20 protein-coding genes are annotated in these 18,786 nt (G+C 62.3%); 8 read left to right on the forward strand and 12 right to left on the reverse strand.

Annotation, left to right across the window (positions count from 1 at the left end; all coding sequences use genetic code 11):
- Positions 1-138: 138 nt before the first annotated feature.
- The 3 genes from IE091_RS10305 to IE091_RS10315 are packed head-to-tail and all read right to left on the reverse strand — an operon-like array spanning position 139 to position 2,670.
- Positions 139-1,053, reverse strand: coding sequence for a LysR family transcriptional regulator (locus IE091_RS10305; protein WP_096921868.1), 915 nt, complete (start codon positions 1,051-1,053; stop codon positions 139-141).
- Positions 1,050-1,772, reverse strand: coding sequence for a haloacid dehalogenase type II (locus tag IE091_RS10310; RefSeq protein ID WP_096921867.1), 723 nt, complete (start codon positions 1,770-1,772; stop codon positions 1,050-1,052). The genes IE091_RS10305 and IE091_RS10310 overlap by 4 nt, the downstream gene beginning before the upstream one ends.
- Positions 1,762-2,670 carry a LysR substrate-binding domain-containing protein gene (locus IE091_RS10315; protein ID WP_096921866.1) on the reverse strand — a complete coding sequence of 303 codons (909 nt, stop codon included), beginning with the start codon at positions 2,668-2,670 and terminating at the stop codon, positions 1,762-1,764. Before IE091_RS10315 ends, IE091_RS10310 begins: the two co-directional genes overlap by 11 nt.
- A gap of 212 nt (positions 2,671-2,882) precedes the next feature.
- Between IE091_RS10315 and IE091_RS10320 the strand changes: the two genes are divergently transcribed.
- From IE091_RS10320 to IE091_RS10330, 3 genes are read left to right on the forward strand one after another with little or no spacing between them, the layout of a single operon-like run.
- On the forward strand, positions 2,883-4,079 hold the full coding sequence (locus IE091_RS10320) for a CaiB/BaiF CoA transferase family protein (RefSeq protein WP_189463595.1): 1,197 nt from the start codon (positions 2,883-2,885) through the stop codon (positions 4,077-4,079).
- A gap of 12 nt (positions 4,080-4,091) precedes the next feature.
- Complete coding sequence (locus IE091_RS10325) at positions 4,092-5,000, forward strand: hydroxymethylglutaryl-CoA lyase (protein ID WP_189463596.1); 909 nt, start codon at positions 4,092-4,094, stop codon at positions 4,998-5,000.
- Positions 5,001-5,060: 60 nt separating this feature from the next.
- On the forward strand, positions 5,061-7,025 hold the full coding sequence (locus IE091_RS10330; RefSeq protein WP_229800813.1) for an aconitate hydratase: 1,965 nt from the start codon (positions 5,061-5,063) through the stop codon (positions 7,023-7,025).
- A 257-nt stretch (positions 7,026-7,282) separates the two neighbouring features.
- On the opposite strand, the gene ureG is transcribed toward IE091_RS10330, so the two are convergent.
- The 7 genes from ureG to IE091_RS10365 form a co-directional block, all read right to left on the reverse strand.
- Positions 7,283-7,915 carry an urease accessory protein UreG gene (ureG, locus tag IE091_RS10335; protein ID WP_039178559.1) on the reverse strand — a complete coding sequence of 211 codons (633 nt, stop codon included), beginning with the start codon at positions 7,913-7,915 and terminating at the stop codon, positions 7,283-7,285.
- A gap of 23 nt (positions 7,916-7,938) precedes the next feature.
- A complete protein-coding gene (locus IE091_RS10340) occupies positions 7,939-8,670 on the reverse strand; it encodes an urease accessory protein UreF (protein ID WP_189463621.1) in 732 nt (243 codons plus the stop codon).
- Positions 8,660-9,241 carry an urease accessory protein UreE gene (locus tag IE091_RS10345; RefSeq protein WP_189463597.1) on the reverse strand — a complete coding sequence of 194 codons (582 nt, stop codon included), beginning with the start codon at positions 9,239-9,241 and terminating at the stop codon, positions 8,660-8,662. Before IE091_RS10345 ends, IE091_RS10340 begins: the two co-directional genes overlap by 11 nt.
- A gap of 209 nt (positions 9,242-9,450) precedes the next feature.
- Positions 9,451-11,166, reverse strand: coding sequence for an urease subunit alpha (gene ureC, locus IE091_RS10350; RefSeq protein WP_144981253.1), 1,716 nt, complete (start codon positions 11,164-11,166; stop codon positions 9,451-9,453).
- Positions 11,167-11,278: 112 nt separating this feature from the next.
- Positions 11,279-11,587, reverse strand: coding sequence for an urease subunit beta (locus IE091_RS10355; RefSeq protein WP_189463598.1), 309 nt, complete (start codon positions 11,585-11,587; stop codon positions 11,279-11,281).
- Between the two features lie 23 nt (positions 11,588-11,610).
- Positions 11,611-11,913 carry an urease subunit gamma gene (gene ureA / locus IE091_RS10360; RefSeq protein WP_016915359.1) on the reverse strand — a complete coding sequence of 101 codons (303 nt, stop codon included), beginning with the start codon at positions 11,911-11,913 and terminating at the stop codon, positions 11,611-11,613.
- A 33-nt stretch (positions 11,914-11,946) separates the two neighbouring features.
- Complete coding sequence (locus tag IE091_RS10365; RefSeq protein WP_189463599.1) at positions 11,947-12,831, reverse strand: urease accessory protein UreD; 885 nt, start codon at positions 12,829-12,831, stop codon at positions 11,947-11,949.
- Positions 12,832-13,157: 326 nt separating this feature from the next.
- Here IE091_RS10365 and IE091_RS10370 point away from each other — a divergent pair, with 326 nt between their 5' ends.
- From IE091_RS10370 to IE091_RS10380, 3 genes are all read left to right on the forward strand, one after another.
- Positions 13,158-13,496: a hypothetical protein gene (locus tag IE091_RS10370; protein ID WP_096921856.1), complete on the forward strand. Its 339-nt coding sequence runs from the start codon at positions 13,158-13,160 to the stop codon at positions 13,494-13,496.
- A 192-nt stretch (positions 13,497-13,688) separates the two neighbouring features.
- Positions 13,689-14,084, forward strand: a complete 396-nt coding sequence (locus IE091_RS18665; protein WP_189463600.1) for a DUF2946 family protein — start codon at positions 13,689-13,691, stop codon at positions 14,082-14,084.
- A gap of 259 nt (positions 14,085-14,343) precedes the next feature.
- Positions 14,344-15,708 (forward strand): PepSY-associated TM helix domain-containing protein, encoded by a 1,365-nt coding sequence (locus IE091_RS10380; RefSeq protein WP_189463601.1) that lies wholly within the window; start codon positions 14,344-14,346, stop codon positions 15,706-15,708.
- Between the two features lie 21 nt (positions 15,709-15,729).
- On the opposite strand, the gene IE091_RS10385 is transcribed toward IE091_RS10380, so the two are convergent.
- Both IE091_RS10385 and IE091_RS10390 read right to left on the reverse strand, forming a co-directional pair.
- Positions 15,730-16,275, reverse strand: a complete 546-nt coding sequence (locus tag IE091_RS10385) for a copper chaperone PCu(A)C (protein ID WP_039178593.1) — start codon at positions 16,273-16,275, stop codon at positions 15,730-15,732.
- A gap of 18 nt (positions 16,276-16,293) precedes the next feature.
- Positions 16,294-17,658 carry a diguanylate cyclase gene (locus tag IE091_RS10390; RefSeq protein WP_189463602.1) on the reverse strand — a complete coding sequence of 455 codons (1,365 nt, stop codon included), beginning with the start codon at positions 17,656-17,658 and terminating at the stop codon, positions 16,294-16,296.
- A gap of 211 nt (positions 17,659-17,869) precedes the next feature.
- On the opposite strand from IE091_RS10390, the gene parS reads away from it, so the two are divergent.
- On the forward strand, positions 17,870-18,319 hold the full coding sequence (gene parS / locus IE091_RS10395; RefSeq protein WP_189463603.1) for a type II RES/Xre toxin-antitoxin system antitoxin: 450 nt from the start codon (positions 17,870-17,872) through the stop codon (positions 18,317-18,319).
- Positions 18,316-18,780 carry an RES family NAD+ phosphorylase gene (locus tag IE091_RS10400; protein WP_189463604.1) on the forward strand — a complete coding sequence of 155 codons (465 nt, stop codon included), beginning with the start codon at positions 18,316-18,318 and terminating at the stop codon, positions 18,778-18,780. The genes parS and IE091_RS10400 overlap by 4 nt, the downstream gene beginning before the upstream one ends.
- Positions 18,781-18,786: the final 6 nt, after the last annotated feature.

Raw genomic sequence — 18,786 nt, forward strand, 5'->3', positions numbered from 1 at the left:
GGCGCAGGGCCTCTCCCGATAACCAGTTAAGCAAGGGGATCGCTTAGTGGTGCTTAAAGTGATAACGCCAAAGCGACAGGCTGTATATTGGTGATTGATGAACCTGCCTTCTCCAAACGCGAAAGCAGGACCATGGTGTCATGGCTCGGGCGGGGCCGATGCGGCGCTGGCTGACTGGATCAGATGCTCCACCAGCACGCGGGCCGCCATGGAAAGCCGCTCCATATCCTTCACGTAAATGCGCAGCTTGCGCCGCGCCCAGGCATCCTGAATCGACAGCACCTTGACGTTGAGACCGTCCACGTACTGGCGAATGGCCCCTCGGGGCAGCACGCCCACTCCCAGCCCCGCCTGCACCATCAGGCAAAGGGCATCGTAGCTGGTGACCTGAATACGAATTCGCAGGGTCTTGTTGGCCATGCTGGCCGCCCGCATGATTTCCAGGTTGATGGCACTGGCGGTATGCAGGCCCACGTGAGGGTAGTCCAGGCATTCACGGAACTGCACGCTCTCCCGCTGAGCCAGCGGATGCTGCTGCGGCACCACCAGCACCAGATCATCCACATGGTAGGGAAACTCCATCAGCTCGTAGCCGTGGATCAGCTGCGCGCAGACGCCAATGTCGGCGTTATTGTTCATCACTTCCCGGGTGATGATGGGGCTGACCTTCTCTTCGAGCTGAACGCCAATGTCCGGGTGCTGTTCGAAGAAGGCGCGCATTTCGTGGGGCAGGTATTGGGTAATGGCCGACATGTTGGCGAAGACCCGTACCAGGCCCCGGTGGCCGCTGGCGTAGTCACGCATCTGCAGGTCGAGGTCTTCGAGGTTGTGCAGCACGCCGCGCGACAGGTTCAGAAGCGCGCTGCCTGCGGGCGTCAGTTCGATCCCGCGATTGTTGCGCTTGAGCAGCGGCGTATTGAAGTACCCTTCCAACTCGCTGAGCCGCTTGCTGACCGCCGACGTGGCCATGAACGAGGCGTCGGCCGCCCCGCTGATGGTACCCAGCTCCGCGACCTTGACGAACAGCCTGAGTGACGTGGGGTCGAGCTTCATGTCAGTTGCCGTGCCAGGTCGAGGAAGTCCTCGGCCACCAGGTCGAAGCAGGGGTCGATGCTCAGGTCCGGCGTGGCCGTGGGGCCAAACTCCAGCGGGCGCTTCACGAACGCCGTGCGCATGCCTTCCCGGTGGGCGGCCTGCAGGTCGTCCTGGTGGGCGGCCACCATCAGAATCTGCGAGGGTTTCAGGTCGAGGAGATTGGCCGCCATGTGGTACACCTCGGGGTCGCGCTTGTAGTGCCCGGCAAGCTCGGAGGAGAGCACGCAGTCCCAGGGTAGCCCCGCGTGGCGGGCCATGTTCACCAGCAGCGACACGTTACCGTTGGAGAGCGTGGCCAGAATGAAGCGCTGCTTTAGCGTCTGCAGCCCTGCGACGCTATCCGGCCAGGGCGTGAGGCGATGCCATACGCGGTTCAGGTACTGCTTGTCGGCCTCGCTCAGCTGGTCGGCCACGCCGAATTCTTCCAGCAGGGTATCCAGCGTCATGCGGTGCAGCGCATCCAGCTTGGTCCAGGGCAGCTCCCCCTGGCGTACGCGGTTCATGGCCGGGGCATAGCCTGCCCGCCAGCGGTCGGCAAACGCCGGCCAGTCGATGGCCAGACCCTTGGCGGCGTTGAGCTGTTCGCCTTCGCGGATGACGCTGCCGCGCCAGTCCACCACGGTGCCAAACACATCGAAGGTGAGCGCCTTGATGTCATCAACGAAATCAGTGGTCATGGGGTGTCTCCTGAGGGGATAGCAGATGGTCGACCAGATGACGCGCCACCACCGGAAGGCCCGCGTGATGGCGCATGCCAATCACCAGCTCCCGGGTAGCCCATTCGTCGGCCAGCGGAATCATGCGTAGCTTGAGGTCTTTCAGGTCTCGATAGAGCGTGCGCTGGGGCAGTACCCCCACGCCCAGGCCGTAGTGAATCATGCGGCAGATGGCATCGAAGCTGCGTACCTGTATGCGCATGCGCAGGTTTCTACCGGCCTGGCTGGCCTGTTCATGCAGCAGCGACTGCAGCGAGGCGTCCTGCTGCAGCCCCACGAAATCGTACTCCGCCGCCTGGTGCAAATAGAGCTTGTCGTGCTCCGCCAGCGGGTGGTCCTGCGGGGTGACCAGCACCAGTTGGTCACGCCGATAGGGGCGCACCTCCAGCTCATCGGCGGCCACGTGGCTGGCAAAGATGCCGATATCGGCCACGCCGTCGCGCACCGCCGCAATCGCTTCGCTGCTGGTGCGCTCCTGCAGGTCGATCTTGATCTGCGGGTACTCCCGGGCAAAGGTGCTGAGATCCTGGGGCAGAAAAGCAATGATCGCCGAGGTATTGGAATGAATCCGCACGTGGCCCCGCACGCCTTCGCCGTACTCGCTCAGCTCGGCCTGCAGCCGGGCCACATCTTCCAGAATACGCCGGGCGTGGTGCAGGAAGGCCCTGCCAGCGGGAGTCAGCTCCACGCCACGTGGCCGCCGATACAGAAGCTCGGTGCCCACCAGTGTTTCCAGGTCGCTGACCCGCTTGCTGACCGCCGCCAGCGCCAGGTGCTCACGCTCCGCCGCAGCGGTCAGGCGCCCTTCGTCGGCAATCGCGACGAACAGTCTGAGCGTGACAAAATCGAATCGCAGCATGGCATCTACCCGGTCAGTGGTTGGAAACGTGGTCGAAAAGATCGTTGGAAAAAATACCGCGCGTCGCCTCAGGGTTCGCCAGTGACGAACACCCGTTTCCTGATTGCCTAATTGTGATGCTCGGCAGGCTCGCAGATGCTTGATGAACAACAACACGCCGCGTCTGCATCCAGACCCGCCTGCCAGATCAAGCGTTATCAGGAGCCTTCATTATGACAACGCGACAGCTTCCTCTCGATGGACTTAAAGTCGTAGAGCTTGGCCAGCTCATCGCCGGTCCGTTTGCCACCAAGCTGCTGGGGGAGTTCGGAGCAGATGTGATCAAGATCGAGCCTCCCGGCACCGGCGACCCCCTTCGCAAATGGCGTATTCTCGAAGAGGGCACCTCGCTGTGGTGGCACGTCCAGAGCCGTACCAAGCGTTCGGTGACGCTGGACCTGCGCAGTGAACAGGGCCAAGAGGTGGTGCGCCGCCTGGCCGCCGAAGCCGATGTGATCGTCGAGAATTTTCGCCCCGGCACGCTGGAAAGCTGGGGGCTGGGCTACGACACGCTGGCCGCCCAGAACCCGGGCTTGATCATGGTGCGGGTTTCCGGTTTTGGCCAGACCGGCCCCTACCGCAACAAGCCAGGCTTTGGGGTGATTGGCGAAGCCATGGGCGGGCTGCGCTACTTGACCGGCCACCCCGGCGAGCCTTCGGTGCGGGTGGGGGTCAGCATCGGCGACTCGCTCTCGGCGCTCTACGCGGTGATCGGCACCCTGCTGGCCCTGCAGGAGCGTCAGCGCAGCGGCCTAGGGCAAGAGATCGATGTGGCCCTGTACGAATCCGTGTTTGCCATGATGGAGAGCCTGCTGCCGGAGTTCGATGCCACCGGCCAGGTACGTGAACCCAGCGGCAGCGCGCTGCCCGGCATTACGCCATCCAACGCCTACCGCACCTGCGAAGGCGAATACGTGCTGATTGCCGGTAATGGCGACAGCATCTTCAAGCGCTTGATGGGCGTGATTGGCCGTGAGGATCTCGCCAACCACCCCGCCATGGCCCACAACGATGGCCGCAGCCAGCACGCCAGCGAGATCGATGCAGCCATCGAAGCCTGGACCCAGACCCGCCGCCGCGACGACATTCTCAGCGCCCTGGACGACGCCCGCGTACCGGCTGGCTTCCCCTATACCGCTGCCGATATCGCCAACGACCCCCACTACCTTGCCCGGGAGATGATCCAGAGCGTCACCCGCGCCGATGGCCGCGCGCTCAAGGTGCCGGGCGTGCTGCCCAAGCTGAGCGCCACCCCCGGCAGGCTGGGGCAAGGCGGGCCGACGCTGGGCGCCCACACCGATGACGTACTGGAAGAGCTGGGCATCGATGCCGCCACCCGCGACAAGCTGCGCCAAGCGGGCATCATCTAACCGGAGACCCCCATGACTACCCTGCAAATCAACGAAGTGGCCCCCCGCGATGGCTTTCAGAGCGAAGAGCGCTTTATCCCCACCGAACAGAAAGTCGCGCTGATCGACGCTCTCACCGCCACCGGCATTGCACGCATCGAGGCCACCTCCTTCGTCTCGCCCAAGGCCATTCCCAACCTGCGCGACGCCGCCGACGTGGTGAATGCCATTCAGCGCCGCGACGGCGTGGAGGTCACCGTGCTGGTGCCCAACGTCAAGGGAGCCGAGCGGGCGCTGGCCTGCGGCGTGGATGAAATCAACCTGGTGATGTCGGCCAGTGACGCCCATGGCCGCGCCAACCTGCGCATGACGCCAGAGGCATCGCTCGAACAGTTCGCCTCGATCATTCAGCTGGCACAGGGGAGCGGCGTGTTCATCAACGCCTCGCTCTCCACCACCTTTGGCTGCCCCTTCGAAGGCAAGGTACCCGAAGCCCGCGTGCTCAGCCTGATCGAACAGCAGCTGGCGCTAGGCGTGGAAGGCATCACGCTGTGCGATACCACCGGCGTGGCCAACCCCGCCCAGGTCGGCGCGCTATGCCGCCAGGTGCTGGAGCGTTTTCCCGGCGTGCCGTTCACGCTGCATTTCCACAATACACGAGGTATGGGGCTGGCCAACGCTCTGGCGGCTTGGCAAGCGGGCATCTTGCGGTTCGATGCCTCGCTGGGTGGTCTGGGCGGCTGCCCGTTTGCCCCCGGCGCCACGGGTAATGTCTGCACCGAAGACCTGGTGCACATGTTCGAGCAGATGGGCGTCGCCACCGGCGTCAACCTGCCTGCGCTACTGGATATTTCCGCCACCTTGCCAGCGCTGATCGGCCACGACACGCCCGGTCAGGTGGTGAAAGCCGGCAGCGCGGACCGCTGCTACGCCCTGCCCTGAACACGCTTTCTCCCTGCATCCTCTGTGCCATCGATAACAACGACAACCTGGTGAATGACCATGACCGCATCCTCCCCTGTTCCGCCGTCAAACCTTGCCCAACAGTTGCTTCAACGTCACTTGGTCAGCGGCGAGCTGACCCCTGGCAGTGAAATCGCCCTGCGCATCAACCAGGCCCTGCTGCAAGACGTACTGGGCACGCTGGTGATGCTGGAGCTGGAAGCCATGGGGCTCGACCGTGTACACACCGAGCCCAGCGTGCAGTACATCGACCACGGCCTCGTCCAGGCCGACAACCTGAACGCCGAAACCTACCTGTTTCTGAAAAGTGCCTGCGAACGCTTTGGCGTGTGGTATTCAGGCCCCGGTAACGGCATCAGCCATCCGGTGCACATGGAAAACTTCGGTGTGCCCGGCGAGTCCATCGTCGGTTGCGACAGCCACACCACGGCGGCGGGTGCCCTCGGCATGCTGGCGATTGGTGCGGGCGGCATCGAAGTGGCCATGGCCATGGCAGGCGAGCCGCTGTACATCACCATGCCGAAGATTTGGGGCATCAAGCTGGAAGGCCAGCTGCCCGACTGGGTCTCGGCGAAGGACATCGTACTGGAGCTGCTGCGCCGCCACGGCGTGGCGGGCGGCAAGAACACCATCATCGAGTATTACGGGCCAGGGCTTGCCCACCTTTCCGCCATGGACCGCCATGTGCTGGCCAACATGGGCACCGAGATGGGAGCCACGGCCACGGTGTTCCCCAGCGATGACGAGACCCGGCGCTTTTTGGCCTCCCGAGGCCGAGAAGCCGACTGGACCCCGCTGGCTGCCGAGCCCGGCTGCCACTACGACCTGCACGAGACGCTCGACCTCAGCCAGCTGGAACCCATGATTGCGCTGCCCTCCAGCCCGGATAACGTCGTCACCGTACGTGAGGCGGCGGGCCAGCCGCTGCATCAGGCGTACATCGGCTCGTCGGGCAACCCCGGCTTTCGCGATTTTGCCGTGGTGGCCGAGATCGTGCGCGGCAAGCAGGTGGCCGACGGCGTTTCGCTGGATATCAACCCCTCTTCCCGCCAGGTGCTGACCTCGCTCATCGAGCAGGGCTACCTGGCCGACCTGGTCGCCAGCGGCGCTCGGCTGCACCAGGCGGGCTGTAATGGCTGTATCGGGATGGGGCAAGCACCCGCCGTGGGGCTCAACAGCCTGCGTACCGTGCCGCGCAATTTTCCCGGGCGCTCCGGCACGCGGGAAGACAGCGTGTTTTTGTGCAGCCCGGAAACCGCCGCCGCCTCGGCGGTGGCCGGGGTGATCACCGACCCACGCACCCTCGACATGCCCTACCCCCGCCCCCAGGAGCCCGCCCGAATCGAGGTGAACCGCGCCCTGTTCAACGCGCCGCTACCCCCCCACGAAGCAAAGCTGAAAGCGCTGCAGAAGACCGACAACACCCCGGCGCTGCCAGAGCTCGCCCCATTGCCGGACCGCCTGGAAGTGCCGGTGCTCCTGGTCACCGGCGACAATATCTCCACCGATGACATCATGCCTGCCGGGCAGCGGGTGCTGCCCTACTGGAGCAGCGTGTATGCCTCGGCCCCCTTCACCTTCGAGGCAGTCGACCCGCACTATGCCGAGCGCGCAGAAAGCACTCGCACCCAGGGTGGGCACGCGATTATCGGAGGAACGAATTACGGGCAGGGCTCCAGCCGCGAGAATGCCGCACTGGTGCCGCGCTATTTGGGGCTACAGGTGGTGGTCGCGAAGAGTTTTGCGCGGATTCACTGGCAAAACCTGATCTGCTTTGGTGCCCTGCCCCTCACCTTTACCCGCGAGGAAGACAGCGCCCGGCTAACCCAGGGCGACTGCCTGGTGATCGAGGGGCTCTACGCGCAGCTGGAACGCGGGGACACGCTGACCGCGCATATCCCCGGCAAGGGCGAGCTGACGCTGCATCATGGGCTCAGCCCCCGCCAGCGGGAGCTGATAGCGCAAGGTGGCGTGATCAACCACCTGCGCCAGCGTCATCGTTGATGGCATCGCCATTTACAGGAACTGAGGCTCTTGACGGAGGTTCAATGTGTCATCTTTAGCCACTTTTCGGCGCTTTTTTACTTTGCGAACAAATAATTAACGGCCGATTGGCGACTTCATAACCTAGGTTAAGGTTATCAGGGACTTATCAGTCCACTGTGTCCAAGTGGTGGCCAGGGACGGCCCGTTTTGGCACGACGCTGACCACACTCTTCCGCTGCCCTGACCGCTTACCGCCTGGTCAGGGCAGCTTTTTATCAGGCGCTTGCTGCCGCTGGGCGCCGCTCTTCCAGCATGCCTTTGTCGAGAATGAAGCGAATGATCTCTTCGAGGCCAACGCCATCGTAGAGGTTGGTGAACACGAACGGGCGTTCGCCGCGCATTTTCTTCGAATCTCGCTCCATCACTTCCAGCGACGCGTGTACCTGCTCGGCGATATCGATCTTGTTGATGATCAGCAGGTCCGACTTGGTGATGCCCGGGCCACCCTTGCGTGGAATCTTGTCGCCTGCGGAGACGTCGATCACGTACAGGGTGAGATCGGAAAGCTCGGGGCTGAAGGTGGCGGAGAGGTTGTCGCCACCGGACTCTACCAGCACCAGTTCCAGGCTGGGGTGGCGGGCGTGCAGCTCGTCAATGGCCGCCAGGTTCATCGAGGCATCTTCCCGAATCGCCGTGTGCGGGCAGCCGCCGGTTTCCACCCCCAGAATGCGGTCGGCGGGCAGCGCTTCGTGGCGCAGCAGGAAATCGGCGTCTTCGCGGGTGTAGATGTCGTTGGTGACCACGGCAATATCATAATGATCGCGCAGCGCCGAACAGAGCTGCTTGAGCAGCGCGGTTTTGCCGGAACCTACCGGGCCACCCACGCCAACGCGTAAACAGTGAGTCATTGTCTTCTCCTGAATGATGCCAGTTAACTTCTAAATAAACGGGAGTATTGGGTTTCATGCAGGGCGCTGGCCAGTGCCACGCCGGGCAGCACGGGGCCCAGCGCATCGTCGTCCAGGTGCTTCGCCCGGTCGACGGCCACGACCAGTTCGCTGCGTAGCCGCTCGATGATACGTTGTGCCGCAGTATGCCCCAGCGGCAGTGCCTTGCAGGCTACGGCCAGCTGGTTTTCCAGCCAGGTCCAGGCAAACCCCAGCTGCGCCTGGTGAACGGGAATTCCCCGTTGATAAGCTGCCCAGCTGAACATCGTGACGTAACCCGCCTGCGGTGGCAAAAGCGGCGTCAGTGAGTCTTCACTTTTCAGCAGTTCATCGTTTGGTAACAGGTCCAGGCTGCCCAGCAGCCGTGTGAGCGATGCGCCCAGGCGGCTATCCTCTGCGGCCAGTTCGGCGGTTTCACGGGTAGCGGCCAGCCAGTGGTCCCACTCGGCAACCGTGCCGCCTTGCTGGGCGGCAAAGGCACCGTATAGCCGGTCGATCACCGGCAGTTCACAGCGGGTCAGGCCATCTTCCAGTACCCCGGACAGCCACTCGCTCAGGCTCTCTTCATCGCGGACCCAGCCCAGCTCGAAGGCGCTTTCCAGCCCTTGGGAAAAGGCGAAGGCGCCGATGGGCAGCGCCGGGCTCACCAGTTGCAGCAAGCCCAGCAGCGCCAGGTCTGGCGAGGTGTCTGGCGAGGTGTTTGGCTTAGTGGGCATGGCTGTGTCCATGTCCATGTCCATGTCCATGTCCATGGTCGTGGTCGTGGTCGTGGTCGTGGTCGTGGTCGTGAGCATGGGAATGCCCGTGGCCATGGCTATGACCATGGCCGTGCGAATGCCCACCCCCCACTTGGTTATAGGCGCCCGGCTCGGGGTCGAAGGTGGCGTTGTGGTGCTCGAGCGTCGCGCCCAGCAGCTCGGCCAGCTCTTCGAGAACGTGGTCGGGTGGGAAACGCACCCAGCCGCCCTGCTGGTCTTCTCCCAGCGCCAGCTGCACATGGCGATTGCCGAGGTGGTACGCCAGCCGTGCCAGGGGTAAGCCAGTACTCACTCGCGCGGTCACCACAGGCTCGATGGCGGCATAAACGCGCACGATCTCGCCATTTTCGGCTTTCAGGCCTTCACCATCACGCAGTACCGGGCCGCGATCCAGAAACAGGCCCAGCGGCTGGCCGCTGTCGCTTTCGGCTTTCAAGCGGCCACGAATGCGCAGCTCGAAGGGCAGTGTCAGCGTGTCGCTGGCGGTGTCCTCATCTACGGGGCCGAGGCGTTCAATCAGTTTCAACATCGATATCGTCCTGTTATAGCCTTGGGGGGCTCGCCGGGAGCAGCCCTACGAGAGGGCGCTGTAAATACCTCCCTGTACGCTACTTTTGCCATCTGACCTCCATGGATGGAGGAAATGCCGGAAATGTAGGGAACATTTTCCGGCCATGGCAAAAGACCCTCTCTACGGGCTGCCCCCGGCTCTCGTGTCGCCTAGGATATGTCTTACATTCAAAACAAGTGATACCGCTGCGCCAGCGGCAGTTCAGTCGCGGGCTCACAGGTGAGCAGTTCGCCGTCGCAGCGCACTTCGTAGGTTTGCGGGTCGACGGTGAGCTCTGGGCAGGCGTCGTTGAGCTTCATGTCCTTTTTGCGCACGCCGCGCACGTTTTTACAGGCCGACAGCGTACTTTGCAGGCCCAGCCGCTCCTTGATGCCCGCATCGATGGCGGCCTGGCTGACGAAGTTGAGCCTTACCTGGCTGGCCGCCCGGCCAAAGGTGCCGAACATGGGGCGGTAGTGCACCGGCTGCGGCGTGGGAATCGAGGCGTTGGGGTCGCCCATGGGCGCTCCGGCAATCATGCCGCCTTTCAAAATCAGCGCCGGTTTGACGCCGAAGAAGGCGGGCTTCCACAGCACCAAATCGGCCAGTTTGCCCACTTCAATGGAGCCAACTTCATGGGCGATGCCGTGAGTAATGGCGGGGTTGATGGTGTATTTGGCGATATAGCGCTTGGCGCGCAGGTTGTCGGCCCCCAGCGCTTCATCTTCCGGCAACAGGCCGCGCTGCACCTTCATTTTATGGGCCGTTTGCCAGGTGCGGCAGACCACTTCACCCACACGGCCCATGGCCTGGGAGTCGGAGGCGATCATCGAGATCACGCCCAGGTCGTGGAGGATATCCTCGGCGGCGATGGTTTCGCGACGAATACGTGAATCGGCAAAGGCCACGTCTTCGGGAATATTGGGGTCCAGGTGGTGGCAGACCATGAGCATGTCGAGATGCTCGTCGATGGTGTTCACCGTGTAGGGCCGCGTGGGGTTGGTGGAGGACGGCAGCACGTACTCCTTGGAGCAGGCAGTGAGAATGTCCGGGGCGTGGCCGCCGCCTGCACCTTCGGTGTGGTAGGTGTGGATGCCGCGCTCTTTGAAGGCCGCCAGGGTGTCTTCCACGAAGCCGGATTCGTTGAGCGTATCGGTGTGGATGGCGATCTGCACATCGTACTTTTCCGCCACGCTCAGGCAGGTATCGATGGAGGCGGGGGTGGTGCCCCAGTCTTCATGCAGCTTGAGGCCCATCGCGCCCGCTTCCAGCTGCGCTTCGAGCCCTTCCGGCAGGCTGGCGTTGCCTTTACCCAGCAGGCCGATGTTCATGGGCAGGTCGTCCACGGCCTGGAGCATCTTGCCAATGTGCCACTCGCCGGGGGTGCAGGTGGTGGCGTTGGAGCCCGTGGCGGGGCCAGTGCCACCGCCGAGCATGGTGGTGACACCGCTCATCAGCGCTTCTTCCACCTGCTGGGGGCAGATGAAGTGGATATGGGCGTCGATGCCACCAGCGGTGAGGATCTTGCCTTCACCGGCAATCACTTCGGTGCCGGGGCCAATGACGATCTCGACATCGGGCTGGGTGTCGGGGTTGCCTGCCTTGCCAATGGCGGCGATGCGGCCATTTTGCAGCCCCACATCGGCTTTGACGATGCCCCACCAGTCGAGAATCAGCGCGTTGGTGATCACGGTGTCCATTACCGAGGCATCCTGGCGCTGGCTTTGGCCCATGCCATCGCGGATCACCTTGCCGCCGCCGAACTTCACTTCTTCACCGTAGTGGGTGGCGTCTTTTTCGACTTGAATCCATAGCTCGGTGTCGCCCAGGCGCACGCGGTCGCCTACCGTGGGGCCGTACATATCGGCGTAGGCGCGCCGACTGATCTTGTTTACCGGTTTCATGTATTGCCTCTGCCTCAAGCGTTGAGTCCAGTGCTGGGCGGTCATCGTCTGTGTGACCAGTCACCCAGACGATGACCGCCCTACCGTCGGTTGTTCTTTATTAATCCGTTGGCTAATCGAGCGGCCCCATCACATCGCCACGGAAGCCGTAGATTTCCCGCTTGCCGACGAACGGAATCAGCGTGACTTCGCGGGTTTGGCCGGGTTCGAAGCGGATGGCGGTGCCTGCGGCGACGTCCAGCCGGTAGCCACGGGTTTTATCGCGGTCAAACACCAGCGCCGGATTGGCTTCGGCAAAGTGGTAGTGGGAACCTAGCTGAATGGGGCGGTCGCCGGTGTTGGCCACCTCTACGGTGATGCGTTCGCGGCCCGCACACAGCTCGATATCCGCTTCGTGCAACTGATACTCACCGGGAATCATGGCGCTCTCCTAGCGGTGGACGGTTAGTTGATAGGGGTGTGGACGGTGACCAACTTGGTGCCATCGGGGAAGGTGGCTTCTACCTGCACTTCATCGACCATCTCGGCCACGCCTTCCATGACATCGTCACGGGTGAGGATCTCGCGCCCGTAACTCATCAGGTCGGCGACGCTGCGGCCGTCTCGTGCGCCTTCCATGATTTCAAAACTAATCAGCGCCACCGCCTCGGGGTAGTTGAGTTTCAGGCCGCGCGCCTTGCGCCGCTCGGCGAGCTGGGCGGCCGTGAACAGCATCAGCTTGTCTTTATCTCTTGGGGTCAGTTCCATGGAGTGTCTCCAGCATCATCGAGGTGTTGCCAATCAGGTTAGCCAAATACGCGGGGTATGCGCATCGCGTTCGATCCAGCGCGGGCGTAGTAGCTGCCAGGCATGTTCACACAGGGCCCAGGCTTCGTTTCGGGATGCACCTAAATAGCGCATCAGCAGTACGCCATGGCGTTCCGTCACTGCCCAGCGGGGGTTATCCGGCAGCGCCTCGCGCAGTGCTTCGATGGCCGCTGGGGCATCATCGAGCCCCACGGCCCACAGCGTGGCCTGCACCGTCGCGCCGCCCTGCCCCCAGCGGCCCACGAAGCGCGGGTGTGCAGGGTCCAGCGGCTGGCGCTCCAGCCATAGCGGCTTGCCGTCCAGGGTCAGGCGGAAGTGCTGCTCGATCTGCCCGGAAACGTAGGGTAAATCGCTGGCCGGGCGGCCAAGCGCCATCACTTCCCAGCCCAGGCAGCGGGCATCACCGTGCAGCGCGATATGGGTGCGCTGGTGGCCCTTTGAGCCGTCAAAAGCGATGGTCTCCTGAGGCAGCCACTCCAGGGTAGCGCCCGCCTCCACCGTGAGTTCGGTGAGCTGGGTCCAGGCGACCCCTTGGCTGTCGGCTTTGTAAAGCTTGTTGGCAGCGGGCGTGGTGAGCAGCGCGTGGGCGCCGCGCTCTACATGGGCACGGATGGTCAGCGCATCACCGCTCACCAGCCCGCCGGGCGGGTGCAACACGTAAACGTGGCACGCTTCCTGGCTGCCTTCCGGGTAGAAGGGGCGCTGCACGCGTAGCGGCCCTTGGTGGCGCGCCTGCACTAATCGGGTCACGCCATCGCGGTTGGCAAAGCTCAGGGCCAGCGAGGCGGCCCAGCGGCGCTCGGCGTCAAAGCGGTGGCCGGAACCAGCAGCGGGCAGGGCGAGTTCGCTCAATATCATGGGCGCTGTCGCTTCCTTGTGGATAAATCATTGGCTTACAAATGCAAGGAATGCGCCAAAATGGTGAAAAGCGATACTTCCTAGTCGCTGCGGGTACCCGCTCGTCACATTGCGGAGAGACTCGGCCTCTCAAAGCACCAAAAGAGATCACAAAAAGATCGACTTGCACCAAATTAGAACAACACGACGATAAATAAAGTGCCTGGAGGTGCTCCTCCCGTCACCCATCGTTCTTTGCTTAAAATACCCATCATGCTTTGCTTAAAAATAAAAGGCTGAGGTAAAGTCAGCTAATTCGCCATTACGCGCCCTCGAGAACAACAACCATGACCCTATGCGCTCGTCTATCTGCCGCGTTTTTATTCGGCCTGCTGAGCACTCATGTCGCCGCACAATCGTTACCTAGTGGCGCGCTTCAGGAGGGCACTCTCTCTAACCAGCAGTTGATCCAGGATGCGATGCTGGGCGTGGCGGCCAAAGTGGCCACGCTGGGTTGCCAGCAGCCTGAGTCGTTTCAACCTTACGTGCTGGCGATGCCTCAAGGGAGTGAGGGTGCTCGGTATTGGCGAGAGCTGTGGGTGGTTCAGGGCTGCCATTCGGAATTTCCTGTCGAAATCCGCTTTAGTGAGGCAGGGCTTGGGGCAGCCAACTACACGATTGAGTAACGGTGGGTTTGGCAGTGGTGTAGAGCTTTTGGCGCCAGGAAACATACAGGATGACGCGTCAATTCACCGCATAAGGGTCCGTCAACCACGGGACTCTTTCCGATACTATGACCCCCGATACGATGACTTCCGATACGATGACGCCCTTGTTTCGTCAAAACGACCATGAAGCCCACCATGCGTAACCAGTAGATGCATTACTTCCGCTCAGCAGACTCTTTTTGGTATCGCGCAGCGCTTTATCTGGCGTTCGTCGCGATCTACCTGCTGTTTGCCGGGCCGCTGCTCTCCCAACTGCAGGCATCTCACGCGTCAGGTCATGCCCACCATGACGAGCATGCCTTGTGTCTCAGCCACTCCGACCCTACCCCCTCCTCTTCACACGCACTGGAGCACTGGCACCACCAGTGTGATTACTGCGGTGTCTGGCAGCAGTCACCCTCGGCACCCAACCACCTCCCAGCCATTGGCAGCAGGGCGTTTATTGACGCGTCGCCATTGCCAAACACGTTCTCTCAACGGACGGTGGTGTGGCTCAATTACCCCCACGCGTGCCCTCGTGCTCCCCCCTTGCTGCAGGTCAGTTAACCCCATGACTGCGCGGGGCAGGCACGCCTAGAGGGTGTTTACAAATGTCACGAGCGACGGTCAGGCAAGGCGAAATCAGCCGAAAAAGCGGAGTTTACGAGGTGTAAATGAGCATTTTGAGGCTGATTTCAACGCCGCATGGCCTAGCGCAGTAGTTTGTAGACACCCTCTTAGCGCCTTGCCCACCTACTACCCAGTGGCAACGCCTCCTCAGGAGGTGTCGCTGCTCGCCGCTATGCAGCGGCTCTGGAGCACTCACATGTCGACTATTTCCGCATCTCCCCCGGCGCGCAAAGCCGCGCTGGATCTGTATCGCGCCGTCTGGCGATGGCACTTCTATGCCGGGCTGCTGGTACTGCCCTTTCTGATCACCCTCTCCCTGACAGGCGCCCTGTACCTGTTTCGTGATGAGCTGGATGCCGTGATTCACGCCGACCTCAAACGCGTAGCAGTACAGGAGGCCACCCAGCCCCCCGCCGCGCAGGTCAGTGCGGCACTGCAGGACTACCCAGGCACGGCGGTGAAATACACGTCCCCCGCCACGCCTGACAGCTCGGCAGAGATCACCGTCAACACGCTGTCTGGCGAACGCCTGGCGGTCTATGTGAACCCTTATACCGCCGAGGTACTGGGCTCGCTGGACGACCGGGGCACGGTGATGTGGACCGTGCGCTACCTGCATAGCTTCAAGTTCTTCGGACAAACCCCGCGCAAGCTGATCGAGATAGCGGCGGGCTGGTCGATCCTGCTGGTCGCTACCGGGATTTACCTCTGGTGGCCGCGCCAGGGCAGCGGCGGCGTAGTGAGCGTGCGCGGCAAACCCAAAAGCCGGGTGTTCTGGCGTGATCTGCATGCGGTGCTGGGGATCTTTATCGGTGGGTTTATCGTGTTTCTGGCCATTACCGGCATGCCGTGGTCGGGCGTCTGGGGTGGGCAGGTCAACCAGTGGGCCAATGGCAACAACTTCGGCTACCCCTCGGGGGTGCGCGTGGAAGTGCCCATGTCCAATGCTTACCTGAGCGATCAAGGCACCACCAGCTGGTCGCTGGAGCAGGCCCAGGTGCCGGAGTCCACCCCACCGGCGACGCCCACGCCCCGCCTTGGGCTGAACAGCATCGTGGCCATTCTGGATGAGCTGGGGCTACAGCAGGGCTATGTCGTCAACCTGCCCACGACTGCGGCAGGGGTCTACACCGGCTCCATCTATCCGGATGACCTGGCCCAGCAGCGGGTAATCCATCTCGACCAGTACAGCGGCGAGCCGCTGATCGACATGAGCTACGCCGATTACGGCCCCTTGGGCCGCTGGCTGGAGTTCGGCATCAACGTCCACCTGGGTCAGGAGTTTGGCCTGGCCAATCAGCTGTTCCTGCTGGCCGTCTGCCTGGCCATCATCGTGATGTGCGTGGCGGCAGGTGTGATGTGGTGGAAACGCCGCCCCTCGGGGGCCATGGGCGTACCGCCCCTGCCTGCCGACACGCGGGTGTTCCGCGGGCTCATCGCCCTGCTGGTCATCGGCGGGCTGCTGTTTCCGCTGGTTGGCGCGTCGCTGTTGGTGATGCTGGTCATCGACTGGTGCATCGTGCGGCCGTTGCAAGCCCGGCGTCTCGCTGGCGCTGGCTAGCGAGACGCCCGTTTCCAGCACCTAGTGGGTGTGGGAATGCGAGTGTGTGTGGCCATCCCCGTGGTGGCCACCTTCCGGCGATTCACCTGCCGGGAACACCTCGAGCGTGATCTCCACTGGCTCGGCATGGCGAAACTCCAGTGTCACAGGAATCGCCTGCCCTTCGACGATGGGTGACGCGAGTTCCATGAACATCAGGTGCAGACCACCCGGCGCCAGGGTGACGGTTTCACCGGCCGGAATTTCAATGCCACCAGGCAGTTGTGCCATGCGCATGACATCGCCATCCATCTCCATGGTGTGTATTTCCACCCGCTCGGTCAGTGGGCTGGAAGCACTTACCAGAGTATCGTCGGCATTGCCCTGATTGGTGATCGTCACGAAACCTCCCCCAGCCCCCGCCCCTGGCGGCGTTGCCCGACTCCATGGCTGGCTGACCACCATATCCGGTGCATGCCCAGGAGCCACTTCGTGGTGTTCACCACCGTGGTGCGCCGCAAGCAGAGGGGCTTGGAGCATGATCATGGCACTCGCCAACGCGGTACCCAAGGTCAAACGGCGTATCATTGGATGAACTCCCTGTTTTCAATTGACGCATACCACACGGTTACGTCCACTGCGTTTTGCCTGATAGAGCGCCTGGTCGGCGCGCTGCATGGAATACTGGTAATCCGGATGGCCGTCGTGCAACGTGAGCCCTACGCTCACGGTAACGCTCAGCAGTGTATCCGCCGTCGCCAGCATCGGCTCTTTGGCCACGGCCTGGCGTAGCCGCTCGGCGAACAGGCGGCTTCCGTCCGGGTCCGTATCCACCAGAACAATCAAGAACTCTTCACCGCCCATCCGAAACACGTAATCGCCGCCTCGGGTAGAGCGATCCAGAATGCTGGCGACCTGTTGCAGCACGTTATCGCCCGCATCATGGCCGTGGGTATCGTTGATCGACTTGAAGTGATCGATGTCCACCATGAGCAAGGCAAAACACTTCTCCGAGCGCCGAGCCAGCTCGATTTCACGGTTCAGCACCACCGACAGAAATTTACGGTTCAGCAAGCGAGTGAGGCTATCGCGGCCCGCTTCGAGCCCCGAGGCACGGTCCAGAATATCGTCCAGCAGCATCAGGATCGTGCGCGCCGCGTCCCGAATATGGCTCAGCGCGGCCAGGCGCAGTGCGCTGTCGCCATCCGTCAACTGCGCCATCCATTGGTCGTCCACCAGATGGATATGTCGCGAAATGACGGCAATCTCCGGCGCGCCTTCGAAAGCATGGCACGCCTTGTGCAAATACCACAGGCCAAATTCGGAGCTGGCCAAGCGGGGCAAGGCGCTGGTCTCCTGCTGCGCCGCCACGGCAAACATCAGCGCATTTTCCCAGTTGAGCAGCGCCGCCCGCTGCCGTTCGCGCTCATCGCCGATACTCTGGGTGAGCGAAAAAAGCTTGTAGGCTTCTTCGGTGCGCGCATGGCGATTATTGGCCACCGAATAGGCATGGCTCATGATCTCCATGGCCATGTCGATATGGTCAGAAACGTACACGGCCGCCTCGCCCGCCGACAGCGGCGCATGGATCGAGCGATTGATCTGTTCGTAAAACACCTGCTTCAGCTGCCGGGCACCGCTCAGCACCAGGTTTACCGGGATGTCGATGCGCGCATGTATCTGGCCTATTTTCTCCTGGTGCTCTACCAGCGCCTCGAGATCCGCGTGCTCGACGGCAAACATGGCACTGAGCCAACGCTGCATGGAAGGATGCAGGCGTTTTTCGACCTGCTCGTTGGAGAGAAAGAGCGAGGCATGGGGGTCATCCAGCATGACCCGGTAAAAGTGTTCGGCAAACGGCGCCTGGTGGGCATGGGCCAGCTGCTCGACGGCTTGGCGCAGCGCCACCGGCGTACGCTCCAGCAGCGTCAGCCACTCGGCAGCCAGCTGATGTTTATCCTTGTAGCGCATACCCCACCCGATGACCTTTGCGGAAAACGACCATGTTACACATAAACAAGGTGAGTCAATACGCACCCAAAGCAGGATTTTGGGCCTTTTGGTGCGGTTTGTGCCGCTAACTTCATCGTTCACTCCCCCAGAGGCAAGCGCTGCCTTGACGCGGAGCCCAACCTCGAATATACCATTTGATATAGAGGCAACATATCAACAGGAACTCCCGATGGCCGCTACCTTCTCCCAATATCAACCCACCAAAGCCGTGGCCTCCGGCTATTGGCAGCAAATTGGCCTGCCTGCCCGAGGGCGTAAGCTGCATGAGCTGCTGCATGAGGGGGTGGAGTACCGGGTATACCCAAAGCTTGCCAAGGTATCCGGTATCGAGCAGAAGGCGCTGGCGCGCTATGTGGATATCCCTTCCGCCACACTGAGCCGCCGCGCCAAGTCAGGCCGCTTCAAGATGGCGGAAAGCGACCGGCTGTATCGCTTTGCCGAGCTTTTCAAAGCGGCGCTGGATCTGTTCGAGGGGGACGCGGAGGGTGCCCGCGCCTGGCTGCTCAAACCCAATGCCGGGCTAGGCGGACGTCGCCCCGTTGAAATGAGCGCTACCTCAGCAGAGTACCAAACGGTACTAAACCTGATTGGACGGTTGGAGCACGGGGTGTCGGTATGAGCGAAGTCACCGCTTTCCGGCTGATGAAGCGCAAGTTTCAGGAGAGCGCGTTTGATGGCGAGGGCGCACGGCTTTACGGCGGGCGCTGGAACAGCCCAGGCAATGCCTGTGTGTACGTAGCCAGCTCAGAGTCGTTGGCGCTGCTGGAAATCATGGTGCATCTGGAAAGCTATCGGCTGCTCAATGCCTATGCGCTGCTGCGACTGACGCTGCCCAAGCAGAGCATTTTGAGCGTTGGAACGGAAGACTTACCCGAAAACTGGCGGGAAGCGCCAGCACCTGCGGAAACCGCCGACCTGGGCGATGGCTGGCTAGCCTCCGGCCAGAGTCTGGCGCTGGCTCTGCCCAGCGTGGTGGTGCCGAGAGAGCTTAATTACATGCTCAACCCGGCCCACCCCTTGTTCGAGCAAGCCGTTGCCAGCGCCGAGGAACTGCCGTTTCAACCCGATCCACGGCTGTAAACCGGG

This window comes from Vreelandella hamiltonii (genome assembly GCF_014651775.1).
Taxonomy (GTDB): Bacteria; Pseudomonadota; Gammaproteobacteria; order Pseudomonadales; family Halomonadaceae; genus Vreelandella; species Vreelandella hamiltonii.

Bases quoted from the DNA above. Each gene is read 5' to 3' on its own strand.
- IE091_RS10400 (WP_189463604.1), top strand. From the start codon at position 18,316: ATGAGCGAAGTCACCGCTTTCCGGCTGATGAAGCGCAAGTTTCAGGAG.
- IE091_RS10370 (WP_096921856.1), top strand. From the start codon at position 13,158: ATGACCCTATGCGCTCGTCTATCTGCCGCGTTTTTATTCGGCCTGCTG.
- ureA (WP_016915359.1), bottom strand. From the start codon at position 11,913: ATGGAACTGACCCCAAGAGATAAAGACAAGCTGATGCTGTTCACGGCC.
- IE091_RS10380 (WP_189463601.1), top strand. From the start codon at position 14,344: ATGTCGACTATTTCCGCATCTCCCCCGGCGCGCAAAGCCGCGCTGGAT.
- ureC (WP_144981253.1), bottom strand. From the start codon at position 11,166: ATGAAACCGGTAAACAAGATCAGTCGGCGCGCCTACGCCGATATGTAC.
- IE091_RS10310 (WP_096921867.1), bottom strand. From the start codon at position 1,772: ATGACCACTGATTTCGTTGATGACATCAAGGCGCTCACCTTCGATGTG.
- IE091_RS10325 (WP_189463596.1), top strand. From the start codon at position 4,092: ATGACTACCCTGCAAATCAACGAAGTGGCCCCCCGCGATGGCTTTCAG.
- IE091_RS10305 (WP_096921868.1), bottom strand. From the start codon at position 1,053: ATGAAGCTCGACCCCACGTCACTCAGGCTGTTCGTCAAGGTCGCGGAG.
- IE091_RS10340 (WP_189463621.1), bottom strand. From the start codon at position 8,670: ATGCCCACTAAGCCAAACACCTCGCCAGACACCTCGCCAGACCTGGCG.
- parS (WP_189463603.1), top strand. From the start codon at position 17,870: ATGGCCGCTACCTTCTCCCAATATCAACCCACCAAAGCCGTGGCCTCC.
- IE091_RS10365 (WP_189463599.1), bottom strand. From the start codon at position 12,831: ATGATATTGAGCGAACTCGCCCTGCCCGCTGCTGGTTCCGGCCACCGC.
- IE091_RS10315 (WP_096921866.1), bottom strand. From the start codon at position 2,670: ATGCTGCGATTCGATTTTGTCACGCTCAGACTGTTCGTCGCGATTGCC.
- IE091_RS10320 (WP_189463595.1), top strand. From the start codon at position 2,883: ATGACAACGCGACAGCTTCCTCTCGATGGACTTAAAGTCGTAGAGCTT.
- IE091_RS10390 (WP_189463602.1), bottom strand. From the start codon at position 17,658: ATGCGCTACAAGGATAAACATCAGCTGGCTGCCGAGTGGCTGACGCTG.
- IE091_RS10330 (WP_229800813.1), top strand. From the start codon at position 5,061: ATGACCGCATCCTCCCCTGTTCCGCCGTCAAACCTTGCCCAACAGTTG.
- ureG (WP_039178559.1), bottom strand. From the start codon at position 7,915: ATGACTCACTGTTTACGCGTTGGCGTGGGTGGCCCGGTAGGTTCCGGC.
- IE091_RS10355 (WP_189463598.1), bottom strand. From the start codon at position 11,587: ATGATTCCCGGTGAGTATCAGTTGCACGAAGCGGATATCGAGCTGTGT.
- IE091_RS10385 (WP_039178593.1), bottom strand. From the start codon at position 16,275: ATGATACGCCGTTTGACCTTGGGTACCGCGTTGGCGAGTGCCATGATC.
- IE091_RS10345 (WP_189463597.1), bottom strand. From the start codon at position 9,241: ATGTTGAAACTGATTGAACGCCTCGGCCCCGTAGATGAGGACACCGCC.
- IE091_RS18665 (WP_189463600.1), top strand. From the start codon at position 13,689: ATGCATTACTTCCGCTCAGCAGACTCTTTTTGGTATCGCGCAGCGCTT.